This is a genomic window from Streptococcus peroris ATCC 700780 (genome assembly GCF_000187585.1).
Taxonomy (GTDB): domain Bacteria; phylum Bacillota; class Bacilli; order Lactobacillales; family Streptococcaceae; genus Streptococcus; species Streptococcus peroris.
In genome coordinates, this window is sequence record NZ_GL732463.1 from 20658 (window position 1) to 34476 (window position 13819).

General features: G+C 39.0%; 12 protein-coding genes. 11 read left to right on the forward strand and 1 reads right to left on the reverse strand.

Features of this window, described 5'->3' with window-relative positions:
* The first annotated feature begins 72 nt into the window (after window positions 1-72).
* The 11 genes from HMPREF9180_RS01980 (at window position 73) to HMPREF9180_RS10250 (ending at window position 12711) form a co-directional block, all read left to right on the forward strand.
* Window positions 73-2046, forward strand: coding sequence for a DHH family phosphoesterase (locus HMPREF9180_RS01980; protein ID WP_025168555.1), 1974 nt, complete (start codon window positions 73-75; stop codon window positions 2044-2046).
* Window positions 2043-2495 carry a 50S ribosomal protein L9 gene (gene rplI, locus HMPREF9180_RS01985; protein ID WP_006144630.1) on the forward strand — a complete coding sequence of 151 codons (453 nt, stop codon included), beginning with the start codon at window positions 2043-2045 and terminating at the stop codon, window positions 2493-2495. The genes HMPREF9180_RS01980 and rplI overlap by 4 nt, the downstream gene beginning before the upstream one ends.
* Before the next feature lie 42 nt (window positions 2496-2537).
* Window positions 2538-3896, forward strand: coding sequence for a replicative DNA helicase (gene dnaB, locus HMPREF9180_RS01990; RefSeq protein WP_006144631.1), 1359 nt, complete (start codon window positions 2538-2540; stop codon window positions 3894-3896).
* The gene (locus HMPREF9180_RS01995) at window positions 3893-4159 is read left to right on the forward strand and encodes a Veg family protein (protein WP_006144632.1); all 267 of its coding nucleotides are present in this window, start codon (window positions 3893-3895) and stop codon (window positions 4157-4159) included. The genes dnaB and HMPREF9180_RS01995 overlap by 4 nt, the downstream gene beginning before the upstream one ends.
* 95 nt (window positions 4160-4254) lie before the next feature.
* On the forward strand, window positions 4255-5376 hold the full coding sequence (locus HMPREF9180_RS02000; protein WP_006144633.1) for an SH3 domain-containing protein: 1122 nt from the start codon (window positions 4255-4257) through the stop codon (window positions 5374-5376).
* A gap of 64 nt (window positions 5377-5440) precedes the next feature.
* Window positions 5441-8074 (forward strand): DNA polymerase I, encoded by a 2634-nt coding sequence (gene polA, locus HMPREF9180_RS02005; protein ID WP_025168556.1) that lies wholly within the window; start codon window positions 5441-5443, stop codon window positions 8072-8074.
* Between the two features lie 534 nt (window positions 8075-8608).
* Window positions 8609-10003 (forward strand): hypothetical protein, encoded by a 1395-nt coding sequence (locus HMPREF9180_RS02010; RefSeq protein ID WP_006144635.1) that lies wholly within the window; start codon window positions 8609-8611, stop codon window positions 10001-10003.
* Between the two features lie 217 nt (window positions 10004-10220).
* Window positions 10221-11207, forward strand: a complete 987-nt coding sequence (trhO, locus tag HMPREF9180_RS02015; protein WP_006144636.1) for an oxygen-dependent tRNA uridine(34) hydroxylase TrhO — start codon at window positions 10221-10223, stop codon at window positions 11205-11207.
* 159 nt (window positions 11208-11366) lie between these two features.
* Complete coding sequence (locus HMPREF9180_RS02020) at window positions 11367-11825, forward strand: TM2 domain-containing protein (protein ID WP_006144637.1); 459 nt, start codon at window positions 11367-11369, stop codon at window positions 11823-11825.
* Between the two features lie 205 nt (window positions 11826-12030).
* Window positions 12031-12402: a TM2 domain-containing protein gene (locus HMPREF9180_RS02025; protein ID WP_025168557.1), complete on the forward strand. Its 372-nt coding sequence runs from the start codon at window positions 12031-12033 to the stop codon at window positions 12400-12402.
* 90 nt (window positions 12403-12492) lie between these two features.
* Window positions 12493-12711 (forward strand): hypothetical protein, encoded by a 219-nt coding sequence (locus HMPREF9180_RS10250; protein ID WP_006144639.1) that lies wholly within the window; start codon window positions 12493-12495, stop codon window positions 12709-12711.
* Window positions 12712-12796: 85 nt separating this feature from the next.
* Here the strand turns inward: HMPREF9180_RS10250 and HMPREF9180_RS02030 are convergent, their stop codons facing one another.
* Entirely contained in the window at window positions 12797-13753 is a 957-nt protein-coding gene (locus HMPREF9180_RS02030) for a DUF6574 domain-containing protein (RefSeq protein WP_006144640.1), read from the reverse strand.
* Between the last annotated feature and the right edge of the window lie 66 nt (window positions 13754-13819).

Here is a 13819-nt window from a genome sequence, read left to right on the forward strand (position 1 = left end):
CAAGTGCTATTCCTTCTTTAAAGGTCGCTTTTTAAGTACAAATATGGTATAATAATGTGCAAGAGGTTTGTAATGAAAAAAAATGAAATGAATCCCTTTTTTATATACCTATTAGTTGTGATTACCTTTTTAATCATGACTATAGTGGTTGTTTTTCTTCAAAATAATCTAGTCACAATTGTATGCTTATTTTTATTGATGATTGCTTTTCTATTGCTTTTTTATTTCCAAAAGAAATGCTATCAAAAAACAGAAATAGAACAAATTCAGTACATAAACCATCAGGCAGAGGATAGTTTAAGTTTACTTTTAGAACAGATGCCTGTTGGAGTTGTGAAACTAAACATGGAAAGCAGTGAGATTGAATGGTTCAATCCTTATGCGGAGTTAATGCTGACAACGGAAGATGGAGAAATCAACCATTCTCAAGTTCAAGAAATCTTTAAAACGGCGATATCTTCGCCTGGTATCTATGCTAATGTGGGAGAGAAACGTTATGCGGTGCACCTAGATAATAAATCTGGTGTGCTCTACTTTTTTGATGTTTCTGGAGAGTACGAAGCTACAGTAGAATTGGTTACTAGTCGTCCGGTCATTGGAGTTATCTCCATTGATAATTATGATGATTTAGAAGATGAAACATCTGATTCAGATATTAGTCATATCAATAGTTTTGTTGCAAATTTTGTCGCAAAATTTACTGGAAAATATCAGATGTTCTCTCGTAGAGTGACCATGGATCGTTTTTACCTGTTTACTGACTATACGGTATTGGAACAATTGATGCAGGACAAATTTTCTGTAATTGATACCTTCCGTGAAGAAGCTAAACAGAGAGATTTACCATTGACCATGAGTATGGGATTATCATACGGTGATGGCGATCATGAGGGTATTGGTAAGGTTGCCTTATCAAATCTCAACCTTGCAGAAGTACGTGGTGGAGACCAAGTCGTTGTAAAAGAAAATGACGAAACGAAGAATCCAATTTATTTTGGTGGTGGTTCTGCTGCCTCCATTAAGCGTACAAGAACACGTACTAGAGCGATGATGACGGCGATCTCTGAGAAATTGAGGAGTGTTGATCGTGTATTCGTTGTTGGCCATAAAAACTTAGACATGGATGCTCTAGGTTCCGCGGTTGGTATGCAATTATTCGCTAGTAACATCTTGGATGAAAGTTATGTAGTCTACGATGCTGAACAAATGTCTCCGGACATTCATCGAGCCATTCAATTTCTAGAGAATGAGGGGGTTACAAAACTCCTCCCTCTAAATCAGGCTATAGAAATGGTCACTAATCGTTCCTTGCTAGTGATGGTGGACCATTCTAAGACGGCTTTGACCTTGTCAAAAAATTTTTATGATTTATTTACACAAACCATTATTATTGACCACCACAGACGAGATCAGGATTTCCCAGAAAATGCTGTTATTACCTATATTGAGAGTGGAGCTAGTAGCGCGAGCGAGCTTGTAACAGAGTTGCTTCAATTCCAAAACTCTAAGAAATCACGCTTAAGTCGTATTCAGGCAAGTGTTCTGATGGGTGGTATGATGTTAGATACCAAGAATTTCACGTCTCGTGTGACAAGTCGGACCTTTGACGTTGCAAGTTATCTAAGAACACGTGGTAGCGATAGTGTTGTCATCCAGGAACTTGCAGCGACTGACTTTGAAGAGTATCGATTGGTGAATGAACTCATCTTGCAAGGACAGGCTGTACAACCTTCGATTCTTGTGGCTCAGGCCAAGGATGATAAGGAGTATGATACTGTAGTGATTAGTAAAGCAGCTGACACTATGCTGGCTATGTCAGGGATTGAAGCTAGTTTTGTCATTGCAAAGAACAGCCAAGGGGATATTTCCATTTCTGCACGAAGTCGAAGTAAGATCAATGTGCAACGGATTATGGAAGAATTGGGTGGCGGAGGCCACTTCAACTTGGCAGCTGCCCGACTTACAGATATGAGTCTACAAGAAGCGGGCGATAAATTGAAAACCGTTATTTCAAATGAACTTAGAGCAAAGGAGACCGAAGAATGAAAGTAATCTTTTTAGCAGATGTAAAAGGTAAAGGGAAAAAAGGCGAAATCAAGGAAGTACCAACAGGCTATGCGCAAAACTTTTTGATTAAAAAAAATCTTGCTAAGGAAGCGACAACTCAAGCTATTGGCGAGTTGCGTGGTAAACAAAAATCTGAGGAAAAAGCGCATGCTCAACTTCTTGCAGAAGCACAAGAAATTAAGGAAAAACTTGAAGCAGAAGAAACAATCGTTGAGTTTGTTGAAAAAGTTGGTCCAGATGGAAGAACTTTTGGTTCAATTACTAGCAAGAAAATTGCAGAAGAACTTCAAAAGCAATTTGGAATCAAAATTGATAAACGTCATATCCAAGTTCAGTCTCCAATTCGAGCAGTAGGCTTGATTGATGTTCCTGTAAAAATTTATCAGGATGTAACTAGCGTCATCAATCTTCGTGTAATAGAAGGCTAGTCAAGGTTTGAATAAAGTTTTTGTAAAAGGAAGGGAAATCTGATGGCAGAAGTAGAGGAACTACGAGTTCAGCCCCAGGATATTTTGGCAGAACAATCTGTATTGGGAGCTATATTTATCGATGAGAGTAAACTCGTATTTGTTCGAGAATATATAGACTCTCGAGACTTCTTTAAGTATGCTCACCGTTTGATTTTTCAAGCTATGGTTGATTTATCAGATCGTGGAGAAGCCATTGATGCAACAACTGTTCGTACGATTTTAGATAATCAAGGTGATTTACAAAATATTGGCGGGCTATCCTACCTTGTTGAGATTATCAACTCTGTACCGACCTCTGCTAACGCTGAGTATTATGCAAAGATTGTAGCAGAGAAGGCTATGTTACGCCGTTTGATTGCCAAGTTAACTGAATCGGTAAACCAAGCTTACGAAGCTTCTAACCCTGTAGATGAAATTATTGCGAGTGCAGAAAAAGGCTTGATTGATGTTAGTGAGAATGTTAATCGGAACGGTTTTAGAAGTATTCGAGATGTTTTGAACGTTAACTTTGGGAATTTAGAAGCTCGTTCACAACAAACTTCGGATATTACAGGGCTTGCAACTGGTTATCAAGATTTGGATCATATGACAACTGGATTGCACGAGGAGGAGTTGATTATTCTTGCTGCTCGTCCCGCGGTAGGGAAGACTGCTTTTGCCTTGAATATTGCCCAAAATATTGGAACTAAGTTAGACAAGACGGTTGCCATTTTCTCTCTTGAGATGGGGGCTGAGAGTCTAGTCGACCGTATGCTAGCTGCTGAAGGTCTGGTGGAGTCTCATTCAATCCGAACAGGTCAACTAACAGAAGAGGAATGGCGTAAATATACCATTGCTCAAGGAAACCTCGCTAACGCTAGTATTTATATTGACGATACTCCAGGGATTCGAATTACAGAGATTCGGTCACGCGCACGTAAGCTGTCCCAGGAAACTGGCAATTTAGGTCTGATTTTAATTGACTACCTGCAGCTAATCACCGGGACAGGTCGTGAAAATCGTCAACAAGAAGTTTCTGAAATTTCACGTCAGTTGAAAATCTTAGCAAAGGAACTCAAGGTACCTGTGATTGCCCTTAGTCAGTTGTCACGTAGTGTAGAACAACGTCAAGATAAGAGGCCTGTATTGTCAGATATTCGTGAGTCTGGATCTATCGAGCAAGATGCAGATATTGTAGCTTTTCTCTATCGTGATGACTATTATGACCGTGGCGGAGAAGAAGAGGGAAATCTTCCTAAGAATAAAGTGGAAGTTATTATCGAGAAAAACCGTAGTGGTGCACGTGGAACGGTAGAATTGATTTTCCAAAAAGAGTATAATAAATTTTCAAGTATTTCAAGGAGAGAGGAACAAAGATGACAGATGCATTTACAGATGTGGCCAAGATGAAAAAAATCAAGGAAGAAATCAAGGCGCATGAAGGAAAAGTTGTGGAGATGACCTTAGAAAATGGTCGTAAACGCCAAAAGAATCGTTTGGGAAGACTCATTGAAGTTTATCCATCGCTCTTTATCGTTGAATTTGGGAATATTGAGGGGGACAAACAAGCGAATGTTTATGTTGAATCCTTCACGTATTCAGATATTCTAACAGAAAAGAATTTGATTCACTATTTGGATTAAGATTGAAAGTGGGAAATATTCTCGCTTTTTTCTTTTTCTTTCGAATAAGATAAGTGAGGCCAACCTCAGAAATTTATCTATTCGAAGGAGAATAAATGACATTTAGTAAAAAGAAAACTTTTCTTAAGAGAACGACAGTGGGAACAGCTTCACTATTGCTAGCAGGTACTTTACTGTTTGGCGGAGGCACTGTTCATGCCAATCAGGGAAACAATGGATCATTGGCGCGTGGAGATGATTATCCCTATTATTATAAAAATGGAAATCAGGAAATTGATAAGTGGCGTCTATACTCTAGACAATGTACATCTTTCGCTGCTTTTCGATTAAGTAGTGTAAATGGATTTGAACTACCTGCTGCTTATGGGCATGCTAAGGAATGGGGTTACCGAGCTCAAAGAGAAGGATATCGTGTGGATCAGAAGCCAGCGATTGGATCTATTGCATGGAGCACAAGGGGATCGTATGGTCACGTAGCTTGGGTTTCTAACGTGATTGGAGACATGGTTGAAATTGAGGAGTACAATTACGATTATACAGAAACGTATCATCGTAGAACAGTAAAAGCAAGTTCTATGACTGGTTTCATTCATTTTAAAGATGTGGGGAACACTAGCGTTGAGAATTATCAATCGACACCAGCTTCTAGTGGGACTCATTACTTTACAGAAAAAGCCGCTATTATGGATCAGCCATCATTAACATCTACTATTATCGACTACTATGAGCCTGGAATGAGTGTTCATTATGATCAAACTCTTGAAAAGGATGGGTATAAATGGATTAGCTATATCTCACGAAGTGGGAATAGACGCTATATCCCGTTAACCAAAACTGCAATCTCTAAGAATGGATGGGAAAAACAGGGAACAACTTGGTACTACTATGAAAATGACAAAGTGGCTCTTGGTTGGAAAAAAATAGACGGAAGTTGGTACTATTTCCAAACAAGTGGTGCCATGAGAACAGGATGGCTAAAAGACGGATCTAAGTGGTACTACTTGAAATCATCTGGAGAAATGCAGACGGGATGGTTAAAGGATAAGGGCATTTGGTATTACCTCGAAAGCTCAGGTGCTATGAAGTCTAGTCAGTGGTTCCAGGTTTCAGGGAAATATTATTACGTAAACGCATCTGGAGAATTGGCAGTAGATACGACAATAGATGGTTTCCAAGTCGACAGTAACGGTGCGCGAGTAGAAAAATCAACTCAATAAGCCTTCTCCTATAATCTAACTCTTAGCAATGGTATTTTTCCCTGCTTTCCTTTATAATGGGTGTATGGACAAGAAAAAATTATTACTAATTGACGGTTCTTCAGTTGCTTTCAGAGCATTCTTTGCGCTTTATCAGCAACTGGATCGTTTTAAAAATGACAATGGACTTCATACCAATGCAATCTACGGTTTTCACCTGATGCTAAATCATCTGTTGGAGCGTATTCAACCGAGTCATATATTGGTTGCTTTTGATGCGGGGAAGACGACTTTCCGTACAGAGATGTATGCAGATTATAAGGGTGGTCGTGCCAAGACTCCGGATGAGTTTCGGGAGCAATTTCCTTTTATCCGTGAGTTGCTAGACCATCTGGGGATTCGCCATTATGAGTTGGCCCAGTATGAAGCAGATGATATCATTGGTACCTTGGGTCGCTTGGCTGAAAAGGAATCTTTTGATGTAACTATCGTCAGTGGAGACAAGGATTTAATTCAGTTGACGGATGAACATACGGTGGTTGAGATTTCCAAGAAAGGTGTAGCTGAGTTTGAGGCATTTACACCGGATTATCTCATGGAAAAGATGGGCATCACACCAACTCAATTTATCGATCTTAAGGCTCTCATGGGAGATAAGTCGGATAATATCCCTGGCGTAACTAAGATTGGTGAAAAGACAGGTATTAAGCTTTTGCTTGAACATGGCTCACTTGAAGGCATTTATGAAAATATTGATAGCATGAAGGCTTCCAAGATGAAGGAAAATCTTGTCAATGACAAGGAACAGGCCTTCCTGTCTAAAACACTGGCTACCATTGATACGAAAGCACCGATTGAGATTGGACTGGATGATTTGGTTTATAGTGGTCCTGATGTGGAAAATCTCGGGAAATTCTACGATGAGATGGGTTTCAAACAGCTCAAACAAGCTCTAAATATTTCGTCAACGGATGCGCCAGAGAGCTTGAATTTCACTATTGTTGACCAAGTCAGTCAAGACATGCTGAGCGCAGACTCTATCTTCCACTTTGAACTCTTTGGCGAAAACTACCATACAGATGATTTGGTTGGTTTTGCTTGGTCTTGTGGAGACAAGCTCTATGCTACAGATAAGTTGGAACTTCTGCAGGATCCGATTCTTAAGGATTTTCTAGAAAAAACACCTCTGAAAGTTTATGATTTTAAGAAAGCTAAAGTTCTCTTAAATCGCTTTGGTTTGGACTTGCAGGCTCCTGCTTTTGACAGTCGCTTGGCCAAATACCTTCTCTCTACTGTAGAGAATAATGAAATTTCAACCATTGCTAATCTCTATGGTCAAACTTACCTAGTCGATGATGAAACCTTCTACGGTAAGGGTGTTAAGAAAGCTATCCCAGAGAGAGAAACTTTCTTGGAGCACTTGGCTCGTAAAGTTGCTGTATTGGTTGAGACAGAGCCTGTCTTGCTTGAAAAATTATGCGAAAACGGACAATTGGACCTTCTCTATGAGATGGAGCAACCTCTGGCTTTTGTTCTTGCCAAGATGGAAATCGCTGGGATTAAAGTTAAAAAAGAGACCCTACTTGAAATGCAGGCTGAAAATGAGCTTGTCATTGAAAAGCTAACTCAAGAGATTTATGAATTGGCTGGTGAGGAGTTTAATATCAACTCACCTAAACAGTTGGGCGAACTACTTTTTGAAAAGCTAGGTCTCCCTATAGAATACACCAAGAAAACAAAGACAGGTTATTCAACAGCAGTGGATGTGTTAGAGCGCCTAGCTCCTATTGCCCCAATCGTCAAGAAAATTTTAGATTATCGTCAGATTGCTAAGATTCAATCGACTTATGTGATTGGTTTGCAGGATTGGATTTTAGCGGATGGCAAGATTCACACGCGCTATATGCAGGATTTGACTCAGACAGGGCGCCTGTCTAGTGTCGATCCAAACTTGCAAAATATTCCTGTTCGCTTGGAACAAGGTCGCCTCATTCGTAAGGCTTTCGTGCCAGAGTGGGAGGATAGTGTCCTTCTCAGCTCTGACTATTCACAGATTGAGTTGCGAGTTTTGGCCCATATCTCTAAAGATGAGCACTTGATCAAAGCTTTCCAAGAGGGAGCTGATATCCATACCTCGACAGCCATGCGTGTCTTTGGAATTGAACGTCCTGAGGATGTGACTCCAAATGACCGTCGCAATGCCAAGGCTGTCAACTTTGGAGTGGTTTACGGAATTTCAGACTTTGGTTTATCGAATAATCTGGGCATCAGCCGTAAAGATGCTAAGGCTTACATTGATACCTACTTTGAACGCTTTCCAGGTATCAAAAACTATATGGATGAAGTAGTGCGTGAAGCGCGTGATAAGGGTTATGTAGAGACACTCTTCAAACGTCGCCGTGAGTTGCCAGATATCAATTCACGTAACTTTAACATTCGTGGTTTTGCGGAACGTACAGCCATCAACTCACCTATCCAAGGATCGGCTGCAGATATTCTCAAAATCGCTATGATACAACTGGATAAAGCATTGGTAGAGGGTGGTTATCAGACTAAGATGCTGTTACAAGTACACGATGAAATTGTTCTCGAAGTGCCTAAGTCAGAATTAGCCGCTATCAAAAAACTCGTCAAACAAACCATGGAAGAAGCCATTCAACTCAGTGTGCCACTGATTGCTGATGAGAATGAAGGTGTGACTTGGTACGAAGCTAAATAGAAAATAGACTATTAGACAAAAAGAAATCCCCTTTGAATAATATTGTTCAAGGGGATTTTTCTATTAGGGAAAGACAAAAGTGAACTATCTAGCTAACAGGTAGAAACTAAAGGCCGAAATTGTAAAAGTGTTATTCACAACCTGTGCATAACTAGCTAATAAAAAAATGAAACTTTATTAATAGCTTTTTTGGAAGGGAGCAATAAATTTAAGAACTACATGAGAGAAATAAGCTAGTATAAATCTTGATAAAACAAGGGATCTTGCTTTTTTCTATTGTAAATTATAGAGAGTCATAATGGAAAGACTATCTGAAAAAGTTTGAGAATCATTTTCAAAAAATTGAAAGTTATTCACAATTTGTGGAAAACTTTGATAAGATTTTATAAGACAGTTACTAAAGGTTCCTTCTCCACCCGTTCATTAGCTAAATTTAGAAATGTTACCTGAAAGTTAAAAGAATGTATAAAGATATGGTGGAGATTTACAAATATGTTCTTTTTTGCTAGAATGAGGTAAAGAAAGGGGATTATTATGAGTAATATTGATGAACACTCTACTAATGAAGAATTGGTAGAAAAAGAGGAGTTGCAGTCTCCGGAAGTAACAGAAGAGACTGTAAAGGAAGAAGTGCAACCGTCAGAAACACCAGAACCTTCTGTTGAGAAAGAAGAAGCACCATCTTCTGCTGAAGCTTCTAAACCTGTAGCAGAGGAACCAGCAAAAGAGACAGTGACCGCACATACAGTTACTAAAGGTTTTGATGTAAATGAACTTGTGGAAAAAGCAAAAGATTTGTTCCAGAAGAAAAAAATTGCTGTTATCGGCGCTCTCGCAGCAGTAGCTGTTCTTATCGTTGCACTTGTTGGATTTAAGATATATAATTCTCAACCTAAGAGTCTGTTAAATGTTGTTCAGGTACAGTTTTCAGGCTATGAGGAATCTGGAACATTGACCTACAATAGTGAGGATGTTGCAGCTAAGCTTCAAGAAATAGCTTATAAGAAAGCCGGCTTTAGCTCCAAACAAGCAGAAGGGTTGGCACAGAAAGATCCTGTTACTTTTTCAGAAGTTACTAGAGATCCAAAATTAGCTACTAAATATAGTAAGGCAGACGCTTTGATTAGAAGTGTTCAATATAGCTTTGATAAAACAAGTGGCTTAAAAAATGGAGACGAGGTTACTTTTAGTGTCGTTACCACTTCTAAGAGTGCACCAGTTAAGGCTGAAAAGAAAACCTTTAAAGTTGAAAATCTTAAAGAATATGAAAAAGTTTCAGCTGCTGATTTGTTGACTGAAACACCTGTAACATTTGCTGGACTTAACGGTTATGGTACAGTTTCAATTGCTAAGAATTCTAAGAACGAAACATACTTTGAGTTTGAAAATGGTGAACGTCCAAAAAATTTGAAAAATGGTGACAAAGTCACTTTGAAAGTGAATGAAGCTTATATCAATTCTTTGAAATCGGCTGGTAAAATGGTAGATTCTAAGACTGTAGAAGTGACAGTTGAAGGTCTAAAAGACTTGAAAGATGTGAAGAACTTTGCTGATTTGTTGAAGAAAAATGAAGACTTCAGTAAGTCAGAACACAAAAATGATTCATATAACACTTATACTCTGGAACCACAAGGAAGCTACTTGAAAGTTATCCCTGGGGAAGATAAAAAATCAAGTGCGAAAATTTCATTAATCACTGTCTATAAAGTAACAAAGGCAAGCTCTGGATCTTCAAACTCAACAACTGTCCGTTACAAATATTTCGGTTATGATGCTTACTTATTGAAGGATGGAAACTTGGATTTGAATACTGCTTCGAAAGTATCTGACAGTTGGGGAACCCAAGATTACGAAGGTTTGAAATCAGAATTGTTGACGAAGGGATATAAAGAATTCGATAACAAAAAAGACGATAAGAAAAGTGAATAAAAAGTTGGGCTTACCCAACTTTTTTCCTTTAACAATATCGTAGCAACCTTACCATTTTTGTTAACTTTTCTTCATCGAATATTTATCTGAAACAAGATCTGAAAATGGTCTTGTTTTCAATTTTCGGTCAAATAAATTGCATTCGCTTTATTGAGGAAGTATACTGGTATAGTTCAATAAAAAATTCTGATAATTTAATCTTAGAAAAGAGAATGTTATGGCAAAAGATATTCGAGTTTTACTTTACTATAAATATGTTCCCATCGAAAACGCGGAACAATTTGCTGCAGACCACTTGGCTTTCTGTAAGTCTATTGGCCTCAAGGGCCGTATCCTAGTCGCTGACGAAGGGATCAACGGAACTGTTTCTGGTGACTACGAAACAACGCAAAAATACATGGACTACGTTCACAGCCTTCCAGGTATGGAAGACCTCTGGTTCAAGATTGACGAAGAAAGTGAGCAAGCCTTCAAGAAGATGTTTGTTCGCTACAAAAAGGAAATCGTTCACCTTGGTTTAGAGGATGATAACTTTGATAACGACATCAATCCTCTTGAAACAACAGGTGCTTACTTGTCACCAAAAGAATTTAAAGAAGCCCTCCTAGATGAAGACACAGTGGTCCTTGATACTCGTAATGACTATGAGTACGACCTTGGCCATTTCCGTGGTGCTATCCGTCCTGACATCCGCAACTTCCGTGAATTACCACAATGGGTTCGTGATAACAAGGAAAAATTCATGGATAAACGTGTCGTAGTTTACTGTACAGGTGGAGTCCGTTGTGAGAAGTTCTCTGGCTGGATGGTTCGTGAAGGCTACAAAGATGTCGGTCAATTGCATGGAGGAATTGCGACTTACGGAAAAGATCCAGAAGTTCAAGGGGAACTTTGGGATGGAAAAATGTACGTCTTTGACGAACGTATTGCAGTCGATGTCAACCATGTCAATCCAACCATTGTAGGGAAAGATTGGTTTGATGGTACACCATGTGAACGTTATGTCAACTGTGGAAATCCTTTCTGTAACCGCCGTATCTTGACGTCAGAAGAGAATGAAGACAAGTACCTCCGTGGTTGCTCGCACGAGTGCCGTGTTCATCCACGCAATCGTTACGTTTTAGAGCATGAATTGACGCAGGATCAAGTTATCGAGCGTCTAGCAGCGATTGGTGAGAGCCTAGATCATTCTGAAGTTGTTTAAAATGATAGACAGCCCCTAGGGGCTGTTTTTTCTTAGTCAAAGTGTATTAGAGCTTGAAAAAATAAGAAAATAATTGAAAAAATGTGGAAAATACAGAGAAAGTTTGACAAGAAGAGAAAAAATGTCTAAAATATAAGAAAACATAAAGAGGAGATTATTATGTCAAACTTTACAGACTCATTCTTGTCAGCAAACACTGCAAACTTCCCATCAGAACAACTTCCATCACTCCGTGAGCGCTTGGCGCAACTAGATGATTCACAAGCCAACCAAGTTATTGCAGCTGCAGACGTTAAAAACCCTACAACAGCTTTGATCCTTTCTATCTTCTTAGGTGGATTTGGAGTTGACCGTTTTTACATCGGTCATACTGGTCTAGGAATTGGGAAGTTATTGGTTACTTTGCTTTTACCTATCGTTACATTGGGAATTTCGCTTTTCTTTAGTTGGATTTGGATTGTTGTTGACTGGTTCCTTATCATGAACGCTACAAAAGCGGCAAACCTTGAGGCTATCAACACTGCTCTTGCTACAATGACAGCTGCTCCAGCGACTGCAAAAGTCGTTGAAGAAAAAGTAGAAGTTTCTGAAGAACCAACAGAAACTACGGAAGATTAAGTATATTTATCTTTTGCATATGAAAGAATCCTGTCAAGAATTGACAGGATTTTTTTAGAGAAGACTGCTAACAAAAGAGATGTAAGTGAAAGGAAGTATGACAGAGGAAGTGAAATCTAGTCATAGTTGGCGGTGACCATAGAGAAGGCTTGACAAAGATGTGAAAAATCTCTAAAATATAAGAAAACATGAAGAGGAGATTATGATGTCAAACTTTACAGATTCGTTCTTGTCAGCAAATACTGGGAGCTTTCCATCTGAGCAACTTCCTTCACTTCGTCAGCGTTTAAGTCAACTAGATGAGTCACAAGCAAATCAAGTTATCGCTGCTGCAAACATCAAAAACCCTACAACAGCTTTGATTCTTTCTATTTTCTTAGGAACTCTTGGTGTTGATCGTTTCTACATTGGTCACGTTGGATTGGGAGTTGCAAAACTGCTTTTGGCATGGTTGACTTTTGGTATCTGGACCATTATCGATTGGTTCTTAATCATTAATGCTACCAAGAAAGCAAACTTGGCAGCCCTTAATAACGCCCTTGCTACAATGACAGTATCTTCAGCAAACGAAGGATAAGTAGATTAACGTTTAAAGATAAGTAGTGTTATAAAACCCGGGAGAAAAGTCCCGCTCACTACTTATCTTTTTTTGACAATAATAAAGCAAATGATTAACATTGTTAATAATATGACTCGTCTGACATCTGAGCAAAAGAAGATGACTATACAGGTTTTTTTCAAGTTATTTAATGCTCAATTTGATGTTTTCAAGAGTTATCTTCCAAAGCCCATTCAGAAGGTCGAAGGTAAAGTGGAACATTTTGCCAAAAGTGCATTTTCAAATATTACAGGAGTTTTCAAAAAATCTAAACGAACAGGTAAATAATTCTTGTGTGAAATTTCAAGACCGCTCCTATGACCTTGCCGCAAGATATAAAATCCCAGCTATCTAGGGATAGCTGGGACTTTTTTTATAAGTAGGCTAGGATTCGTAGATATTCAAAAACTAGAGTCATTTCTGCTAGGAAGAAGAGAAATAGGATACCACCGTTAACTAGAAATGCCAAAAGAAGGCGATAGAAGGGATCAGTTTGGCTATCTTTACTTGGTCTTGAGATGGTATAGAGGTTGGCAAGAAGTACCAGACCAATGCTAATGAGGCAAAGAAGAGCCGCAAAGCGTAGACTATTAAAGAAGGCAAAGAAACTGGCAATACCTGTGAGCAGGAGAGGAAGGGCGAAGAGTCTGCTGTACTCTTGCAAGGATTTTTCCAGCGTCCAGTCATTGTCCTGATTGACAAAACGTTTAACTACAAATCCACCCATAAGGATAGAAAAGAAGAATAAACTTGTCGCTACCAAGATGGAGAAGATAGAAAAGAGATTCAGTGAAGGGAACTGCTCGCTGACATGAGAGTTGATAGCCGCCATATGGCCGTAGTAGTTATGCTTGATATGATAAATCGCGCAGAAGAAACTAAGAGCAGAAAAGATAGTCAGCAGGGCAAAGGTATTATAACTATGTTTTTTATCTGTATCAATGCTTGTTGTCGGTTCTTTAAGGGCACCTTGTAGCCAAAACCAAAGATCAGCCAGTTCTTCTTTGAATACTGCGAATAGTGCTGTTTTGGTAGATACAGAATCTGGTAAAAACGGGCTTTCCAAAGATTGACTTTTCTGAGAAGCTTCTTTAACAGGTTCTTCTGACTCGTCTATCTTTTCTGATTTTTCAGCGAGTTCTTCAGTCTCTACAGTTTCTTCGCTAGTTTCCTTATCTTCTGGATTGGCTTGAGGATTTTCCTCAACTACTGGCGCCTCGTCTCTTGTCTCTGAATCTTCTTCAAGGAGAACTGAGTCGGATGGGCTATCTTTTTTATCATTGTTGGCTGTTTTTTCGAAATCAGCACTTTCAAACCATTCTTGAGTCATAATAGACCTCCCTTTTTTTGATTAATTTTTGAGTAGTAACTACTAGTTGTCTTTATTCATGATTTC